Annotated in this window: 26 protein-coding genes, 1 tRNA gene and 1 pseudogene; 19 read left to right on the forward strand and 9 right to left on the reverse strand. The window is 57.1% G+C overall.

What is annotated here, in order from left to right:
* Positions 1–103 precede the first annotated feature (103 nt).
* From GRI43_RS01170 to GRI43_RS01205, 8 genes are all read left to right on the forward strand, one after another.
* A complete protein-coding gene (locus GRI43_RS01170) occupies positions 104–1,558 on the forward strand; it encodes a sodium:solute symporter family transporter (protein ID WP_160729287.1) in 1,455 nt (484 codons plus the stop codon).
* Complete coding sequence (gene truB, locus GRI43_RS01175) at positions 1,555–2,565, forward strand: tRNA pseudouridine(55) synthase TruB (RefSeq protein WP_160729288.1); 1,011 nt, start codon at positions 1,555–1,557, stop codon at positions 2,563–2,565. Before GRI43_RS01170 ends, truB begins: the two co-directional genes overlap by 4 nt.
* Before the next feature lie 6 nt (positions 2,566–2,571).
* Entirely contained in the window at positions 2,572–2,841 is a 270-nt protein-coding gene (gene rpsO, locus GRI43_RS01180; protein WP_160729289.1) for a 30S ribosomal protein S15, read from the forward strand.
* A gap of 189 nt (positions 2,842–3,030) precedes the next feature.
* Positions 3,031–5,340: a polyribonucleotide nucleotidyltransferase gene (gene pnp, locus GRI43_RS01185; RefSeq protein ID WP_160729290.1), complete on the forward strand. Its 2,310-nt coding sequence runs from the start codon at positions 3,031–3,033 to the stop codon at positions 5,338–5,340.
* Positions 5,341–5,467: 127 nt separating this feature from the next.
* Positions 5,468–6,523: a succinylglutamate desuccinylase/aspartoacylase family protein gene (locus tag GRI43_RS01190; RefSeq protein WP_160729291.1), complete on the forward strand. Its 1,056-nt coding sequence runs from the start codon at positions 5,468–5,470 to the stop codon at positions 6,521–6,523.
* An 8-nt stretch (positions 6,524–6,531) separates the two neighbouring features.
* Positions 6,532–7,209: a polyamine aminopropyltransferase gene (locus GRI43_RS01195; protein ID WP_160729292.1), complete on the forward strand. Its 678-nt coding sequence runs from the start codon at positions 6,532–6,534 to the stop codon at positions 7,207–7,209.
* Positions 7,210–7,293: 84 nt separating this feature from the next.
* On the forward strand, positions 7,294–9,441 hold the full coding sequence (locus GRI43_RS01200; protein ID WP_160729293.1) for a PA5441 family protein: 2,148 nt from the start codon (positions 7,294–7,296) through the stop codon (positions 9,439–9,441).
* A gap of 10 nt (positions 9,442–9,451) precedes the next feature.
* Complete coding sequence (locus GRI43_RS01205; RefSeq protein ID WP_338089991.1) at positions 9,452–10,165, forward strand: DUF3142 domain-containing protein; 714 nt, start codon at positions 9,452–9,454, stop codon at positions 10,163–10,165.
* Here the strand turns inward: GRI43_RS01205 and GRI43_RS01210 are convergent.
* The 6 genes from GRI43_RS01210 to GRI43_RS01235 form a co-directional block, all read right to left on the reverse strand.
* The gene (locus GRI43_RS01210; RefSeq protein WP_235903559.1) at positions 10,153–11,100 is read right to left on the reverse strand and encodes a DUF481 domain-containing protein; all 948 of its coding nucleotides are present in this window, start codon (positions 11,098–11,100) and stop codon (positions 10,153–10,155) included. The two genes, GRI43_RS01205 and GRI43_RS01210, sit on opposite strands and share 13 nt — an antisense overlap.
* Before the next feature lie 45 nt (positions 11,101–11,145).
* Complete coding sequence (locus tag GRI43_RS01215) at positions 11,146–11,670, reverse strand: DUF1993 domain-containing protein (protein ID WP_160729295.1); 525 nt, start codon at positions 11,668–11,670, stop codon at positions 11,146–11,148.
* Between the two features lie 50 nt (positions 11,671–11,720).
* The gene (locus GRI43_RS01220; RefSeq protein ID WP_160729296.1) at positions 11,721–12,341 is read right to left on the reverse strand and encodes an ATP-binding cassette domain-containing protein; all 621 of its coding nucleotides are present in this window, start codon (positions 12,339–12,341) and stop codon (positions 11,721–11,723) included.
* On the reverse strand, positions 12,331–13,029 hold the full coding sequence (modB, locus tag GRI43_RS01225) for a molybdate ABC transporter permease subunit (protein ID WP_338090026.1): 699 nt from the start codon (positions 13,027–13,029) through the stop codon (positions 12,331–12,333). Before modB ends, GRI43_RS01220 begins: the two co-directional genes overlap by 11 nt.
* Positions 13,029–13,781 carry a molybdate ABC transporter substrate-binding protein gene (gene modA / locus GRI43_RS01230; protein WP_268893564.1) on the reverse strand — a complete coding sequence of 251 codons (753 nt, stop codon included), beginning with the start codon at positions 13,779–13,781 and terminating at the stop codon, positions 13,029–13,031. Before modA ends, modB begins: the two co-directional genes overlap by 1 nt.
* A 112-nt stretch (positions 13,782–13,893) precedes the next feature.
* A complete protein-coding gene (locus GRI43_RS01235; protein ID WP_160729298.1) occupies positions 13,894–14,622 on the reverse strand; it encodes a GcrA family cell cycle regulator in 729 nt (242 codons plus the stop codon).
* Positions 14,623–14,720: 98 nt separating this feature from the next.
* Here GRI43_RS01235 and GRI43_RS01240 point away from each other — a divergent pair, with 98 nt between their 5' ends.
* Positions 14,721–15,611 carry an ABC transporter permease gene (locus GRI43_RS01240; RefSeq protein ID WP_160729299.1) on the forward strand — a complete coding sequence of 297 codons (891 nt, stop codon included), beginning with the start codon at positions 14,721–14,723 and terminating at the stop codon, positions 15,609–15,611.
* A gap of 45 nt (positions 15,612–15,656) precedes the next feature.
* Here the strand turns inward: GRI43_RS01240 and hspQ are convergent, their stop codons facing one another.
* Entirely contained in the window at positions 15,657–16,037 is a 381-nt protein-coding gene (gene hspQ, locus GRI43_RS01245; RefSeq protein ID WP_160729300.1) for a heat shock protein HspQ, read from the reverse strand.
* A gap of 180 nt (positions 16,038–16,217) precedes the next feature.
* On the opposite strand from hspQ, the gene GRI43_RS01250 reads away from it, so the two are divergent.
* From GRI43_RS01250 to GRI43_RS01260, 3 genes are all read left to right on the forward strand, one after another.
* Positions 16,218–16,307 (forward strand) — tRNA-Ser (locus GRI43_RS01250).
* A 40-nt stretch (positions 16,308–16,347) separates the two neighbouring features.
* Positions 16,348–16,506 (forward strand): hypothetical protein, encoded by a 159-nt coding sequence (locus tag GRI43_RS01255; RefSeq protein ID WP_160729301.1) that lies wholly within the window; start codon positions 16,348–16,350, stop codon positions 16,504–16,506.
* Between the two features lie 15 nt (positions 16,507–16,521).
* Positions 16,522–17,247 (forward strand): RHS repeat-associated core domain-containing protein, encoded by a 726-nt coding sequence (locus GRI43_RS01260; protein WP_160730568.1) that lies wholly within the window; start codon positions 16,522–16,524, stop codon positions 17,245–17,247.
* A gap of 344 nt (positions 17,248–17,591) precedes the next feature.
* Here the strand turns inward: GRI43_RS01260 and GRI43_RS01265 are convergent, their stop codons facing one another.
* Complete coding sequence (locus tag GRI43_RS01265) at positions 17,592–17,834, reverse strand: helicase C-terminal domain-containing protein (protein WP_160729302.1); 243 nt, start codon at positions 17,832–17,834, stop codon at positions 17,592–17,594.
* A gap of 60 nt (positions 17,835–17,894) precedes the next feature.
* Between GRI43_RS01265 and GRI43_RS01270 the strand changes: the two genes are divergently transcribed.
* From GRI43_RS01270 to GRI43_RS01295, 6 genes are all read left to right on the forward strand, one after another.
* Positions 17,895–18,611, forward strand: a complete 717-nt coding sequence (locus tag GRI43_RS01270) for an IS6 family transposase (RefSeq protein ID WP_160729303.1) — start codon at positions 17,895–17,897, stop codon at positions 18,609–18,611.
* A 367-nt stretch (positions 18,612–18,978) separates the two neighbouring features.
* A complete protein-coding gene (locus tag GRI43_RS01275; protein ID WP_160729304.1) occupies positions 18,979–19,287 on the forward strand; it encodes a hypothetical protein in 309 nt (102 codons plus the stop codon).
* Positions 19,288–19,408: 121 nt separating this feature from the next.
* A complete protein-coding gene (locus GRI43_RS01280; protein ID WP_160729305.1) occupies positions 19,409–20,125 on the forward strand; it encodes an IS6 family transposase in 717 nt (238 codons plus the stop codon).
* Positions 20,126–20,616: 491 nt separating this feature from the next.
* Entirely contained in the window at positions 20,617–21,333 is a 717-nt protein-coding gene (locus GRI43_RS01285) for an IS6 family transposase (protein WP_160729306.1), read from the forward strand.
* 344 nt (positions 21,334–21,677) lie between these two features.
* Positions 21,678–22,184: a hypothetical protein gene (locus GRI43_RS01290; protein ID WP_160729307.1), complete on the forward strand. Its 507-nt coding sequence runs from the start codon at positions 21,678–21,680 to the stop codon at positions 22,182–22,184.
* Positions 22,185–22,234: 50 nt separating this feature from the next.
* On the forward strand, positions 22,235–22,579 hold the full coding sequence (locus GRI43_RS01295) for a hypothetical protein (protein ID WP_160729308.1): 345 nt from the start codon (positions 22,235–22,237) through the stop codon (positions 22,577–22,579).
* A 57-nt stretch (positions 22,580–22,636) separates the two neighbouring features.
* Here the strand turns inward: GRI43_RS01295 and GRI43_RS01300 are convergent, their stop codons facing one another.
* Positions 22,637–24,310, reverse strand: a complete 1,674-nt coding sequence (locus tag GRI43_RS01300; protein ID WP_160729309.1) for a serine hydrolase — start codon at positions 24,308–24,310, stop codon at positions 22,637–22,639.
* 139 nt (positions 24,311–24,449) lie between these two features.
* Here GRI43_RS01300 and GRI43_RS01305 point away from each other — a divergent pair.
* Positions 24,450–24,828: pseudogene (locus tag GRI43_RS01305) on the forward strand (DDE-type integrase/transposase/recombinase); the annotation flags it as partial.
* Between the last annotated feature and the right edge of the window lie 105 nt (positions 24,829–24,933).

A 24,933-nucleotide genomic window follows, 5' to 3' on the forward strand; every position in this document is an offset into this window, starting at 1 on the left:
ATCCCGGCACTAGCGGCGAATTTGCGGCTTGAACATTGGTCTTCGCCAAAAAGCGGGCTAGGCAAGTCACAGAACATAAAAGAGGATTGGGAGAGTTTCCTCAATGAATGTGGTTCAGGTCGGGGTTTTCATCGCCATCACCGCGCTAATTGCGCTAGCCACGTGGCTGCATTGCCGGGGCAAAGGCAAAGGCGCTGCGGCGGACGAGAAGGACTACTTTCTCGCCAATGGTGGGCTATCCTGGTATTTCGTAGCCGGTTCGATCACGCTTACCAACCTGTCGACCGACCAGCTTGTCAGCATGAACGGCAACCAGATGTTGCTGGTGGCCTGGTGGGAATTCGCCGCCGTATTCGGCCTGTTCATCCTCGCGTTCGTTTTCCTGCCGATTTACTACAAGAACAATTGCACCACGACGACCGAGCTGCTGCAGAAGAAATACGGCGACAAGCACATACGTGCGCTCATCAGCATCCTGTTTCTCGCGGGCAATCTCTTCATCTTCCTCCCGGCGATCCTGTACGGTGGATCACGGTTTTTCCTGTCGATGCTGGGCATCGATGGGGGGATCGAGAATCTGCTGATCTCCTCGGTTATACTGGCGAGTGTCGGTGCAGCCTATGCAGTGTTCGGTGGGCTGCGTGCGGTTGCCGTGTCGGACACGTATTCGGGCGTGCTGATCCTTGGCTTGGCATTGCTGGTCGCGTTCCTGGCGATGCAGGCAATCGATTTCGATTTCAGCGGCATACCGGCCGATCGGCTGACCCTGATCGGGGACAATGATTCCGACATTCCATGGCATACGCTGCTGACCGGAATGATCTTCATCCAGACGTTTTATTGGTCTACCAACCAGACGATTACCCAGCGCGCGATGGCCTCGCCAACTATACGAGAGGCACAGAAAGGCGTGATGGCGGCTGCGGCGATCCGGCTGATGATCGTGCCGGTAATCGTCGTTGTGCCGGGCATCGTGGCTTACAAAATGTTCGGCGATGTCCCGTCCGATGGCGCGTATGGAATGATCGTTGCCGAGATACTGCCTGCCTGGATGTCCGGCGCATTTGCAGCCGCGCTGTTTGCGGCGGTGCTGACCACGTTCAATTCCATCCTCAACGCGTCCGCGGCGCTTTACGTGTGCGATCTGCACGAGGCGTATATCGGCAAGACGATGAAGATCGGGCGGCTGGGAGCAATCGTTTCGGTTGTGATGTCCGTCCTAGCGCTCGCTCTGGTGCCGTTCTTTGCCAGTCAGGAAAGCCTGATCAACACGGTGCAACAGCTCTACGGCCTGCTATCCATGCCTATCCTGTCGGCATTTATCGTCGGCCTTGCCTTCCGCAATGTCAGCGCGATGGCGGCGATGATCGGGGTGGTCGCGGGCGTTGTCTTCTACGGTTTCTGGAGCATGGTGTGGGAGCCTGCCCACTACATCCACGGCATGGCGGTAACGCTGCTACTGTCGATTGCCGTGTCGTTGGCCGTAAACAAACTGATTTTCGGTCAGAACGCGCAGCTTGCGATTGGTGACGGCGCACCCCACCCTGAAGCGGTATGACTGACACCCCCAGGCCCAAACACCCGCTTTCCGGCTGGATCATTCTCGATAAACCGCGCGGGCTAGGGTCCACTCAGGCTGTGGGCGCGGTGAAGCGCAACTTGCGTGAGGGCGGTTATGCCAAAACCAAGGTTGGACATGGCGGTACGCTGGACCCGCTGGCCGAGGGCGTGCTGCCGATTGCGCTGGGCGAGGCAACCAAGCTGGCCGGGCGTATGCTCGATGCGAGCAAGATCTACGAATTCACGGTCCAGTTCGGCGAAGAAACCAGCACGCTGGATAGCGAGGGAGAGGTTGTTCAGACATCTCAAAAGCGCCCGCCAATGGCCGCGATCGAGGCAATTCTCAGCCATTTTACAGGCGACATCGAGCAAGTGCCGCCCAAATATTCCGCACTGAAAATCGATGGCAAGCGCGCCTACGATCTTGCTCGGGCCGGTGAAGAAGTGGAGATGAAAACCCGCGCGGTAACCATCCACTCGCTCACGATGGGGTCCGGCTATGAGCCAGGCAGAGGTGTAGTCTCCGCCTTTGCAACAACATCTGGCCGTCCGGACCCGTTCGATCCGGGCGCGCCGCTGGAATTGGCCGATGCCGTGACCCTGACTGCCCATGTCAGCAAGGGGACCTATATCCGCAGCCTGGCCCGCGATATTGCCCGCGCCCTTGGAACCGTGGGGCATGTGACCTATCTAAGGCGGATCAAGGCCGGGCCGTTCCTTCAGGAACAGGCGATTTCGCTAGACAAACTGAACGAAATCGGTAAGGGCGCGCGACTTGAAGACGTAATGCTGCCTTTGGAGGCAGGGCTGGACGACATCCCGGCTCTTACCCTCACGTCCCAACAGGCAGCAGCGGTCCGTCAGGGCCGTGTCTTGGAGGGGCAGCCCCAAGCAGACGGGCTCTATTGTGCCATGCACCGGGAAATTCCGGTGGCATTGATGGAACTTGTTGGCGGGACGGCGAAAGTCGTCAGGGGTTTCAATCTTCACGATGTCGCGGAGTAAACGACTATGACGATCAGCGCTAAAGAGAAGCAGGACGTAATCAAGGAATACGCACAGAACGAAGGCGACACCGGTTCGCCAGAAGTTCAGGTGGCAATCCTTACGACCCGCATTCGGAACCTGACCGATCACTTCAAGGCCAACCACAAGGATAACCATTCCCGTCGCGGCCTGCTGACGATGGTCAACAAGCGCCGTAGCCTGCTCGCCTATCTCAAGAAGATCGACGTGCAACGCTACAACGACCTGATCCAGAAACTGGGTCTGCGTAAGTAAGAGTTTCGGAACGGCTCCCACACGGGAGCCGTTCTTTTATCGGCGCTATCGCCGCAATACAGGGCAACTGTCACAATTCGGTGGCAGAGCCTGAGGAGCCAGAGCGGTTCCATACCGGCCCGGGCCGGATCTCCCGGAAACAGAAGGCCCCGCACAGCAATGTGGCTGGCGGGTTCATAAGGAAAATACATGTTCGACAAGAAAACCGTATCGATTGAATGGGGCGGAAAAACCCTCACTCTCGAAACCGGTCAGATTGCCCGTCAGGCTGACGGCGCTGTTCTGGCTACCTATGGCGAAACCGTGGTGCTGTGCGCCGTGACCGCCGCCAAGTCCGTACGTGAAGGGCAGGACTTCTTCCCGCTGACCGTACACTACCAAGAAAAATTTTCGGCTGCTGGCCGTATTCCGGGTGGCTTCTTCAAACGCGAAGGCCGTGCCACTGAAAAGGAAACACTGACCAGCCGCTTGATCGACCGTCCGGTCCGTCCGCTCTTCCCAGAGGGGTTCTACAACGAAATCAACGTAATCGCGCAGGTCCTGTCGTATGACGGCGAAACCGAGCCGGATATCGTTGCAATGATCGCGGCATCCGCTGCGCTGACAATTTCGGGTCTTCCGTTCATGGGTCCGATCGGCGCTGCACGCGTCGGCTTCCGTAACGGCGAATACGTTCTCAACCCGTCGCTTTCGACTGCGCTGGACGAAGAAGGTCGTCTCGACCTGGTCGTTGCTGCAACCAACGACGCAGTGATGATGGTTGAATCCGAAGCGAAGGAACTGTCCGAGGAAGAAATGCTCGGCGCGATCATGTTTGCGCATGACGAGAGCCGCAAGGTTATCGGCGCGATCATCGACCTCGCTGAACAGGCTGCCAAGGATCCTTGGGAAATCAACACGTCGGACGACACATCGGCGATCAAGGAAAAGCTCCGCGGCATCGTAGGTGACGACATTGCTGCAGCATACAAGCTGACCGACAAGTCGGCTCGCTCGGCAGCGCTGAATGAAGCCCGTGCCAAGGCCAAGGAAGCCTACGCTGAAGAAGACGGCCAGACGCAGATGACAGCCGGCAAGGCAGTCAAGAAGCTGGAAGCCGAAATCGTACGCGGCGCGATCCTGAAAGACGGTCAGCGCATCGATGGTCGCAAGACCGACGAAGTCCGCCCGATCGAAGCCATGGTTGGCCTGCTGCCCCGGACCCACGGTTCGGCTCTGTTCACCCGCGGTGAAACGCAGGCGATCTGCACCGTCACGCTTGGCACCAAAGATGCCGAGCAGATGATCGACGGTCTCGAAGGCCTGAGCTATTCGAACTTCATGCTGCACTACAACTTCCCGCCCTATTCGGTCGGTGAAGTGGGCCGCTTCGGCTTTACCAGCCGCCGCGAAACCGGTCACGGCAAGCTCGCATGGCGCGCGCTGCACCCGGTACTGCCTGATGCGGAAGATTTCCCGTACACCATCCGTATTCTGTCGGACATCACCGAATCCAACGGCTCGTCCTCCATGGCGACCGTATGCGGCGGCTGTCTGTCGATGATGGACGCCGGTGTTCCTATCGAACGCCCGGTTTCGGGTATCGCGATGGGCCTGATCCTTGAAGGTGACGAATTCACCGTTCTGTCCGACATTCTGGGTGACGAAGATCACCTTGGCGACATGGACTTCAAGGTTGCCGGTTCGGAAGCGGGTATCACCAGCCTCCAGATGGACATCAAGGTTGCCGGCATCACCAAGGAAATCATGCAGACTGCCATGGAACAGGCGAAAGCCGGCCGTGCGCACATCCTGGGTGAAATGACCAAGGCACTGGGCAATGCCCGTAACGAAGTCAGCCAGCATGCACCGCGTATCGAAACGATGCAGATCGACAAGTCGAAGATCCGTGACGTTATCGGAACCGGCGGCAAGGTCATCCGCGAAATCGTCGCTGAAACCGGTGCCAAGGTCGACATCGATGACGAAGGCGTAATCAAGATTTCGTCTTCCGACGGCGCGCAGATCGAAGCTGCACGCAAGTGGATCGAAGGCATCGTCGAAGAAGCGGAAGTCGGCAAGGTTTACACCGGCAAGGTCGTAAACATCGTTGATTTCGGCGCATTCGTGAACTTCATGGGCGGCAAGGACGGTCTCGTCCACGTGTCCGAAATGAAGAACGAGCGTGTCGAAAAGCCGGGCGACGTCGTTTCCGAAGGCCAGGAAGTCAAGGTCAAGGTTCTCGAAATCGACCAGCGCGGCAAGGTCCGCCTGTCGATGCGCGTTGTTGACCAGGAAACTGGTGAAGAGCTGGAAGACACCCGCCCACCGCGCGAAAGCAAGCCGCGCAGTGATCGCGGAGATCGCGGTGATCGTCGCGGTCCACGCGGTGGCGGTCGTGATGGCGGCCGTGGTCGCGGTCCTCGCGGCGGTGGCCGTGACAGCGGTGACAGCGGTGACGGCGGTGACAAGGGCGGTTCAGGCGGCGACAGCCATATGCCGGACTTCCTGAAGGACTAAGCGTCACTTCATGATAATCAGAAAGGGCCGCGAGCAATCGCGGCCCTTTTTATTGCAGCTTCCCTTTTCATAAGCAGGCGTGCAGATGCGCTGTCTGGCGTGAATTCGCCGGAATCTGAGAAAGTCCATGCCCGTGCCCAAAGCCGAGCCAGTTCCGCACTTCGAGATCGCAGGCCATTCGGTTGCGCCGGGGACCAGCGAAACCATCGACATTCCTGTCAGCCGGTTGCCGACCAATATCGAGGTCTCGATGCGGGTTCGGGTGGTCCATGGGAAAAAGCCCGGTCCTGTGATGTTCGTCAGTGGCTGTGTCCATGGCGACGAAATCATCGGGGTCGAGGTTGTCCGGCGCTTGCTGCGGGAAGTGAAGCCGAAACGGCTCGCCGGAACGCTGCTATGTATCCCGGTCGTCAATTCATACGGCTTTGTCGCGCATCAGCGTTATTTGCCCGATCGCCGTGATCTCAACCGCTGCTTCCCTGGTTCCGCCAAGGGCTCTCTCGCATCCCAGCTTGCCTATCGCTTCACTCAGGAAATTCTTGCCCGGTGCAGTATCGGCATCGACCTGCACTCGGCCGGATTGCACCGCGAAAATCTGCCCCAGATCCGCATCAGCGAAAACCGCCCGGTTGCAGCTGAACTGGCCCCGGTGTTCGGGGCGCCGGCGATCATTGTTTCCAAATTGCGCGAAGGATCGCTGCGGCAGGCTGCTGCCGATCATGATTGCGATGTACTGCTACTGGAAGCCGGTGAGGCTCTGCGGTTCGACGAATTGAGCATGCGCGTGGGCGTGCAGGGCATCCTGCGCGTCATGCACCACCTTGGGATGGGCGTAAGGCTGCCGAGGAAGGCCGGTGCCAAATCCGTGGTCAGCCGCCGCACAAGCTGGCTTCGTGCGCCTGAGGGCGGCATTTTCCGGGCCGTAAAGGCAAGCGGATCATTCGTGGAGGCGTCTGACGTTGTCGGATATTTGGCGGACCCGTTCGGAGATACCGATATCGAAGTGAACTCGCCGGTGGCTGGCGTTATCATCGGACGCAGCAATTTGCCGGTGGTCAATCAGGGGGATGCGCTGGTTCACATTGCCGAGGTGGAAATACCCGCGACTGCGGAAGACAGGTTGAACGATATAGAAGAGGCCGCGTTTGCAGACGGTCTGTTCGACGAAGACGAGATAGTCTAGGCGGCCCCATGCTCGAACGAATTCTTATTGATAGTGCCGAGGTGCCTGGCGGTGCCACGCTGGAACTGATCTCTCACGGCCGCGATCACATGATCACGCTCGAACGCAATGAACTGATGTCGACCCGGATGCAGTTCTCTGAAGAGCAGCTTGCCGAACTTACCATCGACCGGCTGCGGGTCGATCGGCCAAATATGCTGATTGGCGGGTATGGTATGGGCTTCACCTTACGCGCGGCGCTGCGCAGGCTGCCCGCCGATGCCCGTCTCGTCGTGGCGGAACTCGTCCCCAAGATCATCGAATGGGCGAAAGGGCCAATGGCGCATCACACCGGCGACTGTCTGGCCGATCCGCGCCTTACGCTGGATATGACAGACGTGGCTGATCCTATTGCAGAGGCTGCGGATGGCATGCGGCCGCAATTCGATGCCATTCTGCTGGATGTCGATAACGGGCCTGACGGGCTGGTGAGGGAAGAAAACGACAAGCTTTATTCCCCGCGCGGGCTGAAACAGACCCGAGAGGCGCTGGCCCTCAATGGCGTCCTCGCCATTTGGTCCGCAGCGCAGGACCCGCGTTTCACCCGGCGGCTGGAAAGGGCTGGATTTGACGTGGAAGTGCTGGAAGTGCGCGCCCGGCCAAACAACAAGGGCCCCCGGCACACCATATGGTTCGCCCGCGCCTGACCGTGTTCGAGCGATCCGCGCTCTTGCGCGCTGGCGTGCCTGTGTGACACATTCCCTGCGGGCACCAGCGCCAGCGGGGAAATTATGAAAAAAGCTTGGTCAGGTCTCGGCGTTCTGTTCGCTTGCGCCGCCTTGGCGTGGCCGGGGCAAGTCGCCGCAGGCGGCGCGTTCTGCACGCCCGACTGGAAGCCGGAAAATCCGGACCTTGGATGCTCCAGCCAGATCGCGATTGCGCCCGGCAACGATTCGCGTGTGAACCTGTTTCTGCTGCTGCAGGACCGCGCCGGAAATGACGGTGCGGGCAAGGCTTATCCCGATCTTGGTTGGCAAACGTTTCTAGGCCGAAATTTCTTCCGCTGGAGCAATCTCGAATTTGCCTGGTATCCCGGCGCGGATACCGATTCTGCCGTGATCCCGGATCACTTTGGCACCAAATGCCAGACCGCCGAAACCGGCGAGGCGGCGTATCTTCAGGCGTTGGAAGATGCTGGATTCCGCACAAAGGGCGACCGCAGCTTTCTGGCGCAATCCCGCTCGGCCCTCACAGCCGTGTGCGATGATGGGACCGCGGCTCTGGGACCGCAAACGAAAGGCGGTTTCTTCACCCCGCCGCGTGCATTTGGCGGCAGCGCCACGCCCGCGGGCGCATTCCATGGTTATCTGGAAGCATCGACCAGTTTTTATACCTCTGATTGGGACCGCGCAGATCGCCTCTACCGCGACTTGAGCGAGCAGGCGGGCAATGAGTGGGTCAGAGAAACCGCGCTTTATATGACCGCACGCAATGCTCTCAACCAGGCAATCGACGGGGCCAATGATCGGTGGGGCTGGTTCGATCTGGGGTTTGTTTCAGCGGCAACTGCAGCGCGCGCCGAGGCGGGTTTCAAGGCATATCTCGCGGCCTATCCCGATGGGCTTTATGCATCATCAGCGGCGGGCCTCATCCGTAAATCGCTGTGGCTGCAGCGCGATTACGCGGGCCTCGAAGAAATCTACGGGCGCCAGCTTGAAACCATGAAGGCAGGCGATGCAGAGACCGGTGCGCTAGTCGCCGAGATCGACGACAAATATCTCGTCCGCGAAGGCAGGGATGCTTCAAGCAATCCATTGCTTCTCGCTGCAGAGCTGTTGATGCGGATGCGCAGCGATGGGTACGGCGAACGCTATCGTCCACTCACTGAGGCCGAATTGGCCGCGTCTGCGGGGACATTTTCCGACCATCCCGAAATTTGGACACTTCTGCAGGCGAACCATGCCTTTTACGTGCGCGGCGAACCTGATGAGGTCTTGCGGCTCATCCCGGACGGCGGACATCAAGAACGCTACACAGCGATTGCTTTCAGCCAGCAATTTCTGCGCGGCCTTGCGCTTCACAGCCTTGGGGACACCGGAGAGGCCCAGTTCTGGCAGGGTATGATTGGCGGCGCGCAGGGTATCTGGCAGCGCCCGGCAGTCGAACTGGCGCTGGCCCGCAGCTGGGAGCAGGCGGGACAGCTCGACCGTGTTTTCGCGGCGGGTTCCCCGATCCATGAGCCGCGCATCCGCCGGATATTGCTTGGACAGTCCGCGGGGATCGAAATTCTTAAACGGCAGTCGAGAACTGGGGACGAGGCGAGCGGTGAGCACCGCTTTGCGCTGTTCACGGCTTTGCTGAAACAGCTTCAGCATGGCCAGTACGCGGGTTTCCTTGAGGATCAGTCGTTCTTGCAGGAAGGAAGCGGCCTGGGGTCCGATCCTGCCGAGGAAAGTCTGTGGAACATCTACGACACCGCCTTTCCCCCATTGCAGCTGTTCGAGGGTGGCACATGGTCGGATGGCTTCAATTGTCCATCGATCACGCAAACTGCCCTTGCATTGCAGGCAGACCCGCAAAGCGTCGCGGGCCGGCTGTGCCTCGGCGATTTTTACAGGCTTAACGGATTTGACGATTTCGCGTTCGGTATCGCCTATTCGCAGCCTGACGGACCGGCAGTGCTGGGCAGCCGCGATTTTTACAGCGGAGACCCGATTCCCCGGCAGAATTTCTACCTATCGATCATGAATGATAGGGACGCGACCAGCGATCAGAGAGCCTATGCCCTGTTCCGTGCGGTCAGATGTTATGCTCCTGCTGGCCAGAACAGCTGCGGCGGCGAAAGTGCGGAGAAGCACGTCCGTGCGCAGTGGTTCAGGCGGCTGAAACGCGACTATGGCGGCACTAAATGGGCGCAGGAGCTCAAATATTATTGGTAAGCTTGCCGCGGTGCTGCTTTCCGCGTGCCTGCTGGCCGGATGCGGTCCGGGCCGCAGCGAAGCGGCCAGGGTGGTCGACCCTGCGGACTATAGCGCGTTTTTCCTGTGGAGCGGGGTCGAGCCTCCGCCTGCGATGGACACGGCGGACACTGTCTATGTTCTATGGGGCGAACTGCGCAAGGGTGATGCGGCGCGGATCATTCCGCTACACCGAACGCCACCTGCACGCTCGCAAACGGAGCTCTGGATGGTGATCCGCGCAGAGCGGCTCGATTGGGCGCCATCGGCCATGGCGCAAATGCGGGCGCAAGTGGAGCTGTGGCAAAGGGTGTCCGGCATTGCGGGCGTTCAGATAGACTTCGATTCCAGCACCGGAAGGCTGGGCGATTACGCCGTTTTCCTCAAATCAATGCGCCGCGAACTTCCGGCAGGGCTGAAACTGTCTGCGACCGGTTTGATGGATTGGCCGGCCAATGCGGATGAGGATGATCTGGCAGCCTTGCGCGCACCATTGGATGAAATCGTAATCCAAACCTACCGTGAGACGACGACCATTGCTGATTTCGGGCGGTATTTGCAGTCGGCCCACCGTCTTGCGATGCCGTACAAGATCGCACTGGTCGAAGGCGGCGCGTGGGACGAGCCTGCGGGTATCGCCAATGATCCAGACTTCCGCGGTTATGTCGTCTTTCTGCTACCTCAGAAGCGCGTTCAGAATCCGTAGATCAAGGTAAACCGGGTGAGCGTATCGGTCTTTATCGCGCCTGCTGGCGGGTCGGTATCATGTTCGACCGCATAGGCCACCCGGGCGGATAAGCCGCCGCCAAGCGATGCCTCTATGCCAGTCGCTGAAAGATACGTGCTGTTGCCTGACTGGATGAATGCGCTGGCATCCTGGGTCAGTTTAACGGTGTCGGTTACATCCCATTGGTAATCGAGCGATGCGAGCGCCGCGATGCTGCTGGTGCTGCCGCCGCCAACAAAACTGGTTTTGCGATATGCCGGGCCAGCCTTGACGGAAAGCTCCATGTCTTCCGTTTCGATCACGCGGTAACCAAGCCCACCCGATGCCGAAACGCGCGACGAGAACCCTTGAAACCGGTCGCGCTCATACTGGCCCAGAGCATAGGCAAACAAGCGATCACTCAATTGATAATTGGGTTCATAGGCAAGCAGGAATTGCTCGCGCGTCGTAACGCCATTGGTGCGCTGATAATCGGCCAGCGCCGTCAGCTTGTGCCGCCAGTCGATACCCTTGCGTTGCAGCTTCAGGCCAGCGGTCAGGCCGACATTGCTGGAATTGCCGGTCGAACGGAATGCGCCGATTTGCCCTTCGCCTGACCAATTGTCGAACAGACCCGCATTCCTGATTTCCTGTTTCTCGCGTTCTGCCTCAGCCTTCGCCACTTCTGCCTGACTTGCGCGGAAATCAGCCGCGATGGCATCAATCTGTTCAGCTTCCTGCGGGTTCGTGACCCGGGCAAGTTCCAGTACTGTGCCCACCTTGTCAGCGTCACCAGTAGCGATCGCTGCATCGATCATCGCTTTGACCGGCGCGAGGAGTTCAGCATGGACGGCATTGGCGGTAGACAGCAAGGCAAGCGTGAAGGCGGCGCGCGTGCCAAAAAACATCGCGCCAAATCGGGAAGGTTTTGTCATGCCGCGCTCACTAGCGAGCGAAGCTGGCCGGGGCTAGGGGGCAGGTCAGCCCTTGATCGCGGGTGCGCCCAGATAGTCGCGCTTGCCGATCTCGAGCCCTTTCATCCTGAGGATGTCGTAAGCGGTCGTCGCATGGAAGAAAAAGTTCGGATTGCTGAAGCTGAGCAGGAAATTCTGCACCGTGAAACTCATTCTGACGGTTCCGCCCAAGACGAAATCGACGTTGTTTTCAGCGATGCCTTCCAGCGTATCGGGATCAAGCGCAAGCATCCCGTCGCGCGCCTTGTCCAGCTTGGCACGGCAAGCATCGAAACTGCCGGGAATATCGGTGAAGTCAGGCTCGAACGCGCCTTTTTGAACCGCGTCCAGTGCGTGTGCACTGTGCATCCAGACGCTGTTGATCTGCCAATCGAAAGACCACATGTTTTCAGCCAGGCATGCACCGGTAATGGCCTCTGCGCTATCACTATTCGCGTCGCACCAGGCCTCCGCCTTGTCCACCAGCGCGCGCGTGGCGGCGGTCGCCTGAAGCCAGGTTGGAACGGTGGCGGCATGAAGCGTTAGCGGCATGAAAGTGCTCCCTGAATTTTGAAACTGGAATTCTGGGGCAGTGTGCTGCGTTAGTCCAGCACGAAGGTTTGACCGCCAAGCCGTGCAACTTCGGCTGCATCATGGCTCACATGGATGATCGGCAGCGCTAGTGTGTCTCTCAGCCTTTCAATGGCCTGCAAGACATTCTCGCCGCGATCCGGATCAAGCGACGCCAGCGGTTCATCAAGCAGAAGAAAACGCGGTGCCGAAAGCAGCGCGCGCCCGATTGCGACCCGTTTCTCTTCACCGCCCGAAAGGTTCGCCGGTTTTCGCTCCAGTATGTCTGCGATACCGAGCAGGGATACGGTGTCATCAAAATTGATGTCGGCGGCCCCGTTAGCGCGCGGCGATCCATACAGGAGGTTTTGCCTAACCGTTTTGTGCGGGAACAGCCGCGCATCCTGAAAAACATAGCCGCAGCCGCGATCTTCCGGGGCGAGGTTTACCGCGTCCACGCTGCTGTACAAAACCCGGCCTCCGATTGAAATATGCCCCCGGTCCGGGCGCTTCAGGCCGGCAATGGAATGGAGCAGCGTCGTCTTTCCCGCTCCGGATGGGCCGACCAGTGCGATCAGGCGCTGCGGAGAATTGAGCTCGATTTGGACCGTCCGCCTGCCAATCCGCTTTTCGATGGCGATGTCAAAGGACATGGTCGTGCCCCTTTTGCTGGAGGCTGATCAGCCATTCGCTCACGACCAGCGCAGCAAGTGAAATAATCACTGCGATTACTGCCAATCTTGCGACTTGGAGATCGGTGCCCGGAACTTGCAAGCCCGTGTAGATTGCGAGGGGGAGGGTGCGGGTTTCTCCGGGGATGTTGGAGACAAAGGTGATCGTTGCCCCGAATTCACCGATAGAGCGGGCGAATCCCAAAACCGCGCCGGCGATTATACCTGGCAGACTGAGCGGCAGAGTGATCGTAAAGAAGGCACGCCACTTGCTTGCCCCCAGAGTGCGTGCGGCACCGACCAGCCTGCGGTCGACCGCATCAATCGACAGCCGCATCGCCCGCACCATCAGGGGCAAAGCCATGATCCCCGCGGCCAAGGCAGCGCCTGTCCATTGGAATATCAGGGAAACGCCGAAACTGTCCTCCAGAAAGCTGCCGATAGGCCCGGCCCGGCCGAACAGAAGGAGGAGGATATACCCGGTAACAACGGGCGGCAGCACCAATGGCAAATGAACCGCAGCGTTGAGCATCATGCGTCCCGGAAATCGCCGGCGTGCGAGAAGGTAGGCGAGGCCGTAAGCCAGCGGCACGGTAAACATAACAGCGACCAGGCTGACCCGCAGCGACAGCGCGATTACTTGCCATTCGCCGCTCGACAATGGCTCGATCACGGCGCGGTAAAACCATGCTTCTGAAAGATTTCGGCTGCTCGTTCTGAAGTGAGCAGGTCAAGGAAGCGGTCGGCATCCGGGTGCGCACTCGCGGGCAGGCGCAGGGCAAGATATTCGATCGGCTCGGTTGTTTCGATCCGGTGCAGTGTTGCAACGTGCTGATTGCCGACCGTGTCGGAGAGGTAGATAATCCCGAGCGGGGTTTCCCCGCGTGAAACAAGCCGCACGGCTTGCTGCGCGCTGGCGGCTGGCACGATCGAGCCCTCGATTGCTTGCCAAAGCCCCTGCCGATCAAGCGCATCCCTGGTGTAGCGGCCAAGGGGGACAGTGTCGGGATTGCCAACGACAATCCTGCCTGCTTTCAAGGTAGCGCCCAAGGTGGTTTCGGGCCCAGTTCTGTCCGCGAGCCCGGCATCGGTATTGGCCGCAAGGACCAGCTGGTTTCGGGCGATCGTTCGTATTCCCGCATCATCGATCCGGCCCTGTGTTATCAGGAAATCGGTCCAGGTATGATCCGCAGAAATGTACAGATCAGCGGCGCTGCTGCTTTCGATCTGGCGGGCAAGCGCAGCAGACGATGCGAAGGAAAAGACCGGGCGGTCATGCCCCTGCGCCGCCCAATGGTCTGCCAACTCCTCCAACGGCTGCTGGAGGCTGGATGCAGCAAGCACGATTGGCCCTCTGTCTTGCGAGGGCGCGCAGGCTGAAAGCCAAAGAGTGAGCAGAAAACAGAAAATCGGGCGCAGCATTACCGGCCTTTTCGCTCAGGATCGTGTCCTTGTCGAGGAAACAGAAAGGGCCGCGATCCCTTCGGATGCGGCCCTTTCATGAGTTAGCGTTGTTGGGCCAATGCCAAGCGGCTTAGCGCACGCGCGGCCCGCCAAATGGCAGAGGCGGCGGGGGACGGCGCGAACCACGGGGAAGCTGTGCCTGGAAGGCGCGGCCGCAATGCTCGACGCAATAGGGGAAGCCCGGGTTCACGTCTGCGCCGCAGAAGTGGAAATCCGGCTCGCCCGGGTGACCCATTGGCCAGCGGCAAACCTTGTCGGACAGATCGAGCAGACTTGTCTTGTCGGCAATTTCCGGGCTCGGCTTTGCCGGTACCAGGCGGCGGGGTGGTGCCGGCGGGATCGGCGGCTGCTGATCGCCTGGGCCCTGACGCAGGAATCCGCCGGGGCCGACCGAAACGATTTTCGGCAGGTCGGGGTTCTTGTTCGGGATCGGCTGCTTGGGAATGGTTTCGCCAGCTGCCGTCGCCGCCAGTTCCACCGCGTTGCTGGGCGGGCGTTTGTTCGCCTGAGCGCTGTTCTTCGGCGCAGGCCGTGCAGGTGCCGGTGCTGGCGCCGCAGCCGCAGGCGCAGTTTTCTTGGGAGGTGCCTTGGGTGCGGGTTTGGACTTCGCCGCGCTCGCCGGTTTTTTCTTGTCGTTGGCCTTTACCGGGGAAGGGCGCGATTTCAGGCCAAGCCGGTGGGCCTTGCCGATCACTGCATTACGGCTCACACCGCCGAGTTCTTCGGCAATCTGGCTTGCAGTCGATCCGCCTTCCCACAGCTTCTTCAGCGTGGCGATCCGTTCGTCAGTCCAGCTCATTCAATCTCGTTCCAATATCAATTTGGCATTTGCATCTTCGCAGCATTTTCAGCCACGGGTGCTTGCCAGTTCGAGCCATTGGCCCTAGGCGCGCCACTATGGCCGATCAAGCCCACAACAGCGATAATTCCGGCGTGTCTCTTACAGGGAGCGCACCCGATCATCAAAACCAGTTCCCGCCGCAGGGAGAGCCGATCTTTACCGGCATCAACCGCATTGGGTTGTGGAGTCTCTATATTAAGGAGGTTCGGCGGTTTCTCAAGGTGCAGACGCAGACGATTTGGGCTCCGGCGGTCACAACCTTGCTGTTTCTCGTCATTTTCAGCGTCGCTCTTGGCCGATCTGGCCGCGAAGTGCTGGGCGTGCCGTTCGCTACATTCGTCGCGCCTGGGCTGATCGTGATGGGCATGATGCAAAACGCGTTTGCCAATGCCAGCTTTTCCTTGCTCGCCGGGAAGATCCAAGGAACGATCATCGACCTGCTGATGCCGCCGCTTTCCGAAGGGGAATTGATGGCCGGCATAGTCGGTGCGGCGGTCACCCGCGCGGTGATGGTCGGCGGAGCGGTCGCACTGGCGATGGCGTTCTGGCCCGGCGTTGATCTGTCCGCTGCACATCTGTGGGCGATTATCTGGTTCGGTCTGATGGGCGCGGTGATGCTGTCTCTAGTCGGGTTGCTGACCTCGATCTGGGCTGAAAAGTTTGATCACAACGCGGCGATCACTAATTTCGTGGTTGCACCGCTGGCGCTGCTATCGGGCACTTTCTACGTAATCAGCAATCTGTCTGAATTTTTCCAGATGATCAGCCGGCTTAACCCGTTTTTCTATGTGATCTCGGGTTTCAGGTACGGCTTCCTGGGGCAAAGCGATATCGGTTCGACCGATTCCGCCGTGGCCGGCGCAGCAATCGGGCTGGCGATATTCAATTTCGTGCTCGCGGTCATTTGTTACCGCGTGCTCAAATCGGGTTGGAAACTGAAAGACTGATAACGAACGCGGCACTGCGCGGCGCACCGCCGTCGCGGCACGCCTTTAATGCGTCAATGAACGCCGCATCTTGTACCGCCCATTGGCGAACTGTTCGAACAATTCGGCGACGTTGGGATGTTCCACCGGCCCGCCTTCTGCATCGGCCAGCAAATTCTGCTGACTGACATAGGCGACGTAGGACGATTCCTCATTCTCGGCGAGCAGGTGATAATAGGGTTGCTCACGGTCCGGCCGGATGTGTTCGGGGATCGACTGATACCATTCTTCGCTGTTGGCAAAGACGGGGTCGATATCGAAAATGACCCCGCGGAAATCGAACATCCGGTGGCGCACGACATCACCAATGCCGAATCGCGCGCTCGCATGGCGAGGGACATCGATCGTTCGGCCGGCCTGTTGGGAAAAGAACTGGGTACGTTCCATAGTTTGGGGAATATAGGCTTTCGCACCTGCGAAACAAGGGGGGCGGCGGCCCCGTCCACTATCGCTGAGCGCATCGACTTGTTGAACCGCGATCAAAAGGGGTTGGCAAGCCAAATAGCATCGGCTAACCGGCGCGCTTCCAGACCAGGATGGGCGTATCCGATACGCCTTGTGCCGTGCGGAGAGATGCCGGAGTGGTCGAACGGGGTAGTCTCGAAAACTACTGTGCGGGCAACCGTACCCAGGGTTCGAATCCCTGTCTCTCCGCCACCCACTCCCCAGCACAGATATTCATGAGCGGTGCCAATTGTTGGCCCGGCAAAGCGTTTCGCAGCCTGCCTGCGTAGGAACCTCCGCCCGCGCCAATCTCTACGCCGATGCGCGCGGATCGATAGTGATGCGCACCGCGCATGACGGCACTTCGGCGCAGATCAACACCTATGATGGAAGCGGAGCTGAACGAGCGTAGCGAGGACAATTCGGCATCCCCTCTGCCACCAACACCGGACGGTTCCAGTACACCGGGCAGGTCTACCTCGCCGAGCTGGGCATGTATTACTACAAAGCCCGCATCTACTCGCCGACGCTAGGCAGGTTCCTCCAGACCGATCCCATCGGGTATGAGGATAATGTGAACCTGTATGGGTATGTCGGGAATGATCCGGTGAATGCGATCGATCCTTATGGAACAGAGGCCTATTACATAAGCCGACCCGTATTTTTCGGAGCGTCACCTGTTGATCACGCCTTTGTGGCAGTTGTGGAAGAAAGTGGCAAAGTAACGGTATTCTCTTATACCGATATAGACGGTACTTTAAGGCCATCGCCGGTCGGGTCAGATACTTATAATACTGACGAGGCATATTTTAAGGAATACCTGAAGGATCCCAGTAGTGTTCCTGGCAACAGGATTGATGCATCAGATGAAACCGTGCTTGCGGTAGGAAACGCCTTCCACGAAGGGCTCACCGTAAATGATATCGACTACGATTTAAATCCAGGGGGAGGAAGTGACGGCTGTAATAGCAATTGCGCCGCAGGCATTGTGGCTGACGAATCCGTACAGGCTGAAGGTGGGCGCGGCCATCCTGCACCATCCGATGCTCAGCCAGCGCCTGGTCGAGCACAAAGAGGACGACTAGATGGGCTCGTAAGGACGCCACTGGAGCGCCGAGGAGCCGACAGGCTAAGAGCGGCAGGACATCGATAAAATGGATCAGGGATTATGCCGATGAATGTGAAACGCTCAGTCGTTGCTATAGGTGCGGTGGCACTATTGCTAATCGCAACTCCATTCACCTGGTGGACTCTGAAATACGAGTCTTTAGTTGGGGATGACATTCGCGATGTAGTGTCCCAAATGACCGCAAATGGAGCACTGCTGATATCTCCTGACCAGATGGAAGTTGACCGAGAGTGCATAGAAATTTCTCAAGTACGGGTAGTCCCAAAAGAATTTCCTAGCCTGATCATATTTGATCTTGATGGCTGCCGAATTAAGAAAGTCAGGATGGGGTGGCGAAAGTAAGGTGATAGGTGGCTATCTACATATCCTTAGTTCCATGCCACCTCCACCTCCCACCGCACCTCATCGATCGCTCCGATCTGCTCGCCGTCGCGCAGGCCGAGCGCTTCGGTGAGCCTGGCGCGGCTATCGGTATAGAGCGCGACCGCATCCTTCGCCCTGCTGATCGCGACATAGACCGCTGGAGCATCGATGGTGTTGGCGCGGAAGCTCTCCAAGTGGGCCATCACGCGATCGGCGGTTGCGCCTTGGGCGGAATGTATCGTCCGCACGGTGCTGTCAAAGCAAATGCACCTGATTGAAAATCGGCGCTAATTGGGTAGGGCAGGCCGATGCCCAGACGCAAGAAATCAGCCAATCCGTTCCGCTATTTCAACTCATCGCCGGAGATCATCCGCTTGGTCGTGATGATGTACGTCCGCTTCCCGCTATCGCTTAGGAACGTCGAGGATTTGCTGTTCGAGCGTGGAATTGACGTTTGCCACGAGACCGTGCGGCTGTGGTGGAATCGCTTTGGACCGATGTTCGCTGCGGATATCCGGCGACAGCGAGTGAGCCGGATGAAGGGTTTTCGTCATTGGCGCTGGCACCTCGATGAGGTGTTTGTGAAGATCAACGGCGAGACGCACTATTTGTGGCGGGCGGTCGATCACGAAGGAGAGATTCTTGAAAGCTATGTCACGAAAAAGCGGGACAAAAAGGCAGCTTTGAAGTTCCTGCGCAAAGCGCTGAAACGGCATGGTCAGGCGGATAAAATCGTGACCGACCGGCTTAGGTCCTATCCGGCTGCGATGCGCGATCTCGGCAATGAGAGCAGCCGCGAGATGGGGAGATGGAAGAACAACAGGGTCGAAAACAGCCACCTTCCATTCCGACGACGAGAGCGAGCGATGCTCAGATTTCGACAGATGAAGTCGTTGCAAAAGTTCGCATCGCTCCACGCCAACATCCACAATCACTTCAACTCGCAGCGCCATCTCATCGATAGACAGACTTACAAAACCGCCCGCTCAGCCGCACTGGCTGAGTGGCAAACGCTCATGGCCTGACATTGGTCGGGGAAGGGGAGGGCTATGCCAATCGGAGACAAGTTGCGATTAGACTGACAGCACCCTGCCAATGGTTCGTTCGGATTTAGCGTAGATCCAGCTACATTGCAGTTTCGTGGTACGGCGTCGGGTGGTCTAGGAGCAGGATACGGAGGTGGCGTAACTCTCGGGTTTGGTAGAGGAGCCACAGAAGAAGGTGCCGTTACCGGAAGATATGTTTCGGGAGGCGCTGGAGTTGGTTTCAAAGCTAGTGAGACTGGTTCAGGAGGCACAATCTCCCCACGGCTTGCCCCTCGGTTCGGCGGCTCGGGAGGTGTTGAAACGAAGTATACAAGTGCGCCAACTCCAAATTTGACAGGAGCATGTGTTGAAAACTGAAAAGTTGTTTGCGGAAGTGTTCAGATGGACATTTATTGTTCTTGTTGTGATAGGAATTCCGTCTGCAGGATTTTGGATGGATAGAATTCCGACAGCCGCATTTTTTGGCTTCGGCATATTCATGACCGCCGTTGTTGTGCCAATCATCCATGTCTTTCGATGTGCGAACTGTGGCGTGAGTTGGTTCTTTAACCCGAATGCACCGCTTGCAGCTTTTGCAGGTATTGACTTGTTCGCCAAAATTCCAAGCCGCTGTCGAAAATGTGGCAGTAATCTAAAAATTAGGGCCCGATTTTAACAACAAAATACGAGCACCGAGAAGCAGAGCAATGATGCGTTTAGCTGGGATGGCCATGTCGGGTCTTGTCAGATTAAACGTACCTGATTGAAGTTCGGCGCTGAGTGGGTAGGGCGTATTGATGTCCAGACGCAAGAAATCACCCAGTCCATTTCACCGTTTCAACTCATCGCCTGAAGTGATCCGCATGGCGGTGATGCTGTATGTCCGTTATCCGCTGAGCCTCCGCAATGTCGAGGACCTGCTGTTCAAGTATGGGGTGGAGATCAGCCACGAGACGGTGCGCTATTGGTGGAACCGGTTCGGTCCGATCTTCGCGTCAGACATTCGAAGACAGCGTATCAGCCGGATGCGGGGTTTTCGAAATTGGCGCTGGCACGTCGACGAGGTGTTTGTGAAGATCAACGGCGAGACGCACTATCTGTGGCGTGCAGTCGATCACGAAGGCGAGATTTTAGAGAGCTATGTCACTATGAAACGAGACAAAAAGGCTGCTTTGAAGTTCCTTCGCAAGGCGCTTCGGCGTCATGGCCAGGCCGAGAAGATCGTGACCGACGGCCTCAAATCCTACCCTGCTGCAATGCGTGAACTTGGCAACGAAAACCGTCGTGAGATGGGTAGATGGAAGAACAATCGCGCTGAGAACAGCCACTTACCGTTCCGACGAAAAGAGCGTGTCATGCAGCGGTTCCGGCGAATGAAATCACTGCAGAAATTCGCCTCAGTTCACGCCAATATTCACAATCACTTTAACTCGCAACGCCATCTCGTCGATCGTCAAACTTACAAGACCTGCCGCTCAGCTGCCCTGGCCGAGTGGCAAAATCTTGCTGCCTAAACTCAGTTCGACCTTGCCACAGCTTCGCCAATCGGAGACAAGTTGCAGTTAGTCTGACAGCACCATTGGAGGCAAGTGTTACGGCAAATGGTCAAATTGTAAGTCAATTAGGTAGGGTGAATTGTTGATTATGCTTAAGAAAATTAGAAAAATATTGATAAATATAGTTCCAATTGCTCTGTTTTTGTCTTTGTTAATATTTAACGAATACAAGTTCTATATTGCATTTATTATCTTTATTTACATCTCGATTGTTCTTTTCTATGGAAAAAATGCCGATGGAGAAGATGTTTTGTTTGGAATTAGAAAAGACAAAATTGACAAATGGCTAAAATAGTCAAATTTGATATCTAGCCTTTGCTGCTTATGCTCATGGGCCGATGACTGCAGTCTATGCAACGTTATTGGGAATTGCGGCGAAAATGCGAAACGGTGCTGTCAAAGCAAATGCACCTGATTGAAAATCGGCGCTAATTGGGTAGGGCAGGCCGATGCCCAGACGCAAGAAATCAGCCAATCCGTTCCGCTATTTCAACTCATCGCCGGAGATCATCCGCTTGGTCGTGATGATGTACGTCCGCTTCCCGCTATCGCTTAGGAACGTTGAAGATTTGCTCTTCGAGCGTGGAATTGACGTTTGTCACGAGACCGTGCGGCTGTGGTGGAATCGCTTTGGACCGATGTTCGCTGCGGATATCCGGCGACAGCGAGTGAGCCGGATGAAGGGTTTTCGTCATTGGCGCTGGCACCTCGATGAGGTGTTTGTGAAGATCAACGGCGAGACGCATTATTTGTGGCGGGCGGTCGATCACGAAGGAGAGATTCTTGAAAGCTATGTCACGAAAAAGCGGGACAAAAAGGCAGCTTTGAAGTTCCTGCGCAAAGCGCTGAAACGGCACGGCCAAGCAGAGAAAATCTTGACCGATGGCCTCAATTCCTACTCCGCTGCGATGCGTGAACTTGGGAACGAAAACCGCCGCGAGATGGGCCGCTGGAAGAACAATCGGGTGGAGAATTCGCACTTACCGTTCCGACGAAAAGAGCGTGTCATGCAGCGATTTCGGCGAATGAAATCACTGCAGAAGTTTTCGTCTGTTCACGCCAACGTCCACAACCACTTCAACTCCCAGCGCCACCTCGTCGATAGGCAGACTTACAAGACCGCCCGCTCAGCCGCACTGGCTGAGTGGCAGTTTCTTGCTGCCTGAACTCAGCGCGACCTTGCCACAGCTGCGCAAATCGGAGACAAGTTGCAGTTAGTCTGACAGCACCCTTGGGCAAGCCGTGGGGTTTCTTACTCGATGGGTGGCATCGTTGCCCACGAAGTTGGTCACCATCGCAATGGGGTGAATTCCCTTAGTGAGATGAAAAACGAATTTCTTCCCTTTGCCAATCAGTGGCTCGTTGATTACGCTTTGGGAGGAATTAGGGAGGCCCCATATAATTACATATCAAGACAGCTGCGAGGGTACGGCGTTTGCACAATATCCACTCATCCAGCTCACTGTGGAGCCGAGGTGAGACGCACTATGCAGTGGGGCGGGGTGAAACCATGAAGCGCTTTCTGGTGCCTTTGATTAGCCTCTCGCTGGCAAATTGCTCGCAGGCTGCTGATTTTTGTCCGCGCGAAGAATTGGGTGCGGCAGATTATTATTCGGATGAGGGTTGTTGGCGCTCACCTGACGGTGATTTTCAGGCGCTGATGGTCTTGTCAGAAACGACCTCAGGATATTTCCCTACGTTCATTTCGTTGTCATGCCAGAATGTGGAGCACGGCAATGAGGAAATGCTATCCTTAGCCGATTACAGAACACCAATCTTATATGATGGAAGCTCACTCGATGAAGAGAAGTTTATCGATCTAGGTAAGCCTATTCTATCGAATTTCCCGAACCATAAAGCTCCGCTTAGCCGTACTGACAAAATCTTCCTCGTTCGATCGAAAGCCACTTTTTTGCAGCACAATTCCGTCAGCGAAGTGCAGTTTTCGAAGGTGGGGGAGGTAAGTAATACCGGCAAATCTCTAGGCGAGATATTGGCCTACCGAAGCTCGTGCTGATCGGAACGCTGTGATCCCAACAGCACGAGTTCAGGGGACAGTATACTTAATTGACGTATTTCATCCTCAGGGCTATCCCGCCGGAGGATTGGCCATGGTCAAGCGCGAAGAACCATGCGCAAGGACGCCGCACACGGCTCGACCCACTTGCCGACATGCAAGCGCTCAAGGTCGTGGTCCGGAACTGGCGGGAGATGCTGCGCCAAGGGCTGGAAGCGAGCGAATTGGCGGCTGAAGGTGAAGCTGTTGCAAACGTCATCGAAACGCGTCTGCGAACCGGACGACCGTTTGCCGCCGCAGAATGGATCAAGCGGCAAGAAACGCAAACCGGCCGCCGCCTGCAACCCCGCAAACGCGGCCCAAAACCGAAAGTGCTGAATGCAGCAGGAAATTAAATATACTGTCCCCGGAATTCGCAGCACCAGACTGACAGCACCATTGGATTGAAGCACTTACTTTATTCGTTCGAAAACGAAATTCTCAGCCAAAGTAGTCGAAACTACCACACGGTCTTTGGGAGAGTCGGTTTCAACGCCAAAATCTAACAAGGTCAGCGGGGAATTGCCATTTGCGCGCAGGACTCCTGGCTGAAATGGGATCAATGGCACCGGCGAGCGCAAGCTGCTGGAGACGAACAGTTGACCATCTTCAGACGAGGATATCTCAAACCCGATTTGCAGTTCATCGCTGTAGTAGATTCCGACGTGGGCTTCAGGATTTGAGGGCGCTTTCGGTGTAGGCTGCATCGCAACACGGGGCGCACGAATGAAACCGTCCTTGCTCACTTGCCAGCGTAGCTCGGTAGCCTTCCCGTTCTCGAAAGTATGAAATTCAGCCCTGCGATCGCGCACGGGATCAACCAAGAAGACGCCTTTGGAAATCCGAGGTAGCGGAGCGGGGTTTTCCGAGCCAAAGACACCAAAGGTCAGGTCATCACCATCGCGTCGGATCGAAAAGATCAGTCCTGCAAACAATTGATAGTCGCCGACATAGGTATCGAGCGTCGCCGTGGTTTCAGGAGACATGTCCTGTTCGACCTTTGGGGCCAGCCGGTCGGCTAGCAAAGCCTCGGCCATGTCAAAGGCGAACGCCGCTTTCTTGAAATCGCTGCGATTGCCGATCACTGCGATGGCTATTTTCTCGTCCGGAATGCGCAATAGAAAGCTGCGAAATCCGCCCGAACTTCCGCCATGCGACCATGTTTTAAGGCCTCGAAATTCGCGAAACTCTTGGCCATTGGACGCCACAGCTGTGTTGCCATTGGCCAATAGGGTGCGCTTGTTCATCGCGGTGATGATACTGGGGTTTCCGACCCCGCCCGTGTTGAGGGCGTGACCCCACTTTGCCAGATCGCTGGGACTGGAAACGATCCCGCTTGAGCCAATAATACCCGACACATACAGGTAGTTATACATCGAAGTGCGACGTGCGTCGTAGCTGAGCGCCAAGTCGGCTGTCAGGATCGCGGGATCTCTTTGAACAAAGCTCTTCGTCATGCCCAACGGTTCGAAGACCTGCGAGCGCAGATACTCTTCGAACGGCATGCCTGAAACACGTTCGACGATATGCGCGAGCAATTGGTAACCCGTGTTGCTGTATTCCTCGTTCGTGCCGGGATCAAAGTTGCGCCCCTCTTGGCGCAGAATGATCGCTAATGCGGCTTCGGGAAGCACCAGCGAGGCTTCCGAAAATCCTAGAACCTGCGTTATCGTGTTGATCTCGCGCAACCCGCTTGTGTGATCGAGCAAGTGCTGAACTGTAATTCCATCCCCGCTTTTACGGATATTCGGGAAGAAATCGCGCACTTCCTGATCTAGGGACAGCTTGCCCTCGTCTACCAGTTTCATAATCGCAAAGGCGGTGAATTGCTTGCTGATTGACGCGATAGGGAAACGGGTCTCGCGTGAAATGGACACCGCGCGTTCAAGGTCAGCCTGACCAGTCCACCCTTCGTAGATCAACTCGCCATTGCGCGTGATGGCAACGCTGATGCCAGGGCTGTCTGATGGCCCATAGGCTTTCACCATGGCGTCAACGGCTTCGGTGTTAAGCGATTGCGCCGCCGCGCTAGAAGCGAAGGAAATCAACGCGCCCACAAGAAGGAGAAATTTGGCGAAAAAAGACATGCTACAACTCTCAAAAAGGTGCTGTCAGACTAACTGCAACTTGTCTCCGATTGGCGAAGCTATGGCAAGGTCGCGCTGAAATCAGGCAACAGGAAACTGCCACTCAGCCAAGTCGACTGAGCGGCGCGCCTTGTAAGTTAGCTATATCACGAAAAAACATGACAAAGCCGCAGCTTTGCGCTTCCTCAACAAGGCGTTCAAGCATCATGGCAACGCTGAAAAGGTCGTCACCGACGATCTTAAATCCTATCCGGCAGCGATGATAGAGCTCGGCAACCTCGAACTCCAAGAGGTGGGTCGCTGGAAAAACAACCGAGCGGGGGAACTCGCACTTACCGATCCGACGACGAGAGCGGGCACTGCTGCGTTTTCGACAGATGAAGAGCCTATAGAAATTTGGTTTGGTCCACGCCAACGTCCACAATCACTTTAACGCCGAACGCCATCTCACCGACCGCCAAACTTACAAAGCTAGCCGCTCGGCCGCATTGGCTGAGTGGCAGTTTCTCGCTGCCTAAACCCAGCGCGACCTTGCCTAGTTCCGCCAATCAGAGACAAGTTGCGATTAGACTGACAGCACCATCGGCAAAGCCAATCTGCCAATCCGCAAAGCCTTTTTGCCT

This window comes from Pontixanthobacter luteolus, from assembly GCF_009828095.1.
Lineage (GTDB): Bacteria > Pseudomonadota > Alphaproteobacteria > Sphingomonadales > Sphingomonadaceae > Pontixanthobacter > Pontixanthobacter luteolus.

What these genes read in the sequence shown, in the direction of transcription:
- GRI43_RS01170 (WP_160729287.1), top strand. Translation starts at nt 104, where the DNA reads ATGAATGTGGTTCAGGTCGGGGTTTTCATCGCCATCACCGCGCTAATT.
- truB (WP_160729288.1), top strand. Translation starts at nt 1,555, where the DNA reads ATGACTGACACCCCCAGGCCCAAACACCCGCTTTCCGGCTGGATCATT.
- rpsO (WP_160729289.1), top strand. Translation starts at nt 2,572, where the DNA reads ATGACGATCAGCGCTAAAGAGAAGCAGGACGTAATCAAGGAATACGCA.
- pnp (WP_160729290.1), top strand. Translation starts at nt 3,031, where the DNA reads ATGTTCGACAAGAAAACCGTATCGATTGAATGGGGCGGAAAAACCCTC.
- GRI43_RS01190 (WP_160729291.1), top strand. Translation starts at nt 5,468, where the DNA reads ATGCCCGTGCCCAAAGCCGAGCCAGTTCCGCACTTCGAGATCGCAGGC.
- GRI43_RS01195 (WP_160729292.1), top strand. Translation starts at nt 6,532, where the DNA reads ATGCTCGAACGAATTCTTATTGATAGTGCCGAGGTGCCTGGCGGTGCC.
- GRI43_RS01200 (WP_160729293.1), top strand. Translation starts at nt 7,294, where the DNA reads ATGAAAAAAGCTTGGTCAGGTCTCGGCGTTCTGTTCGCTTGCGCCGCC.
- GRI43_RS01210 (WP_235903559.1), bottom strand. Translation starts at nt 11,100, where the DNA reads ATGACAAAACCTTCCCGATTTGGCGCGATGTTTTTTGGCACGCGCGCC.
- GRI43_RS01215 (WP_160729295.1), bottom strand. Translation starts at nt 11,670, where the DNA reads ATGCCGCTAACGCTTCATGCCGCCACCGTTCCAACCTGGCTTCAGGCG.
- GRI43_RS01220 (WP_160729296.1), bottom strand. Translation starts at nt 12,341, where the DNA reads ATGTCCTTTGACATCGCCATCGAAAAGCGGATTGGCAGGCGGACGGTC.
- modA (WP_268893564.1), bottom strand. Translation starts at nt 13,781, where the DNA reads ATGCTGCGCCCGATTTTCTGTTTTCTGCTCACTCTTTGGCTTTCAGCC.
- GRI43_RS01235 (WP_160729298.1), bottom strand. Translation starts at nt 14,622, where the DNA reads ATGAGCTGGACTGACGAACGGATCGCCACGCTGAAGAAGCTGTGGGAA.
- GRI43_RS01240 (WP_160729299.1), top strand. Translation starts at nt 14,721, where the DNA reads ATGGCCGATCAAGCCCACAACAGCGATAATTCCGGCGTGTCTCTTACA.
- hspQ (WP_160729300.1), bottom strand. Translation starts at nt 16,037, where the DNA reads ATGGAACGTACCCAGTTCTTTTCCCAACAGGCCGGCCGAACGATCGAT.
- GRI43_RS01270 (WP_160729303.1), top strand. Translation starts at nt 17,895, where the DNA reads ATGCCCAGACGCAAGAAATCAGCCAATCCGTTCCGCTATTTCAACTCA.
- GRI43_RS01280 (WP_160729305.1), top strand. Translation starts at nt 19,409, where the DNA reads ATGTCCAGACGCAAGAAATCACCCAGTCCATTTCACCGTTTCAACTCA.
- GRI43_RS01285 (WP_160729306.1), top strand. Translation starts at nt 20,617, where the DNA reads ATGCCCAGACGCAAGAAATCAGCCAATCCGTTCCGCTATTTCAACTCA.
- GRI43_RS01290 (WP_160729307.1), top strand. Translation starts at nt 21,678, where the DNA reads ATGAAGCGCTTTCTGGTGCCTTTGATTAGCCTCTCGCTGGCAAATTGC.
- GRI43_RS01300 (WP_160729309.1), bottom strand. Translation starts at nt 24,310, where the DNA reads ATGTCTTTTTTCGCCAAATTTCTCCTTCTTGTGGGCGCGTTGATTTCC.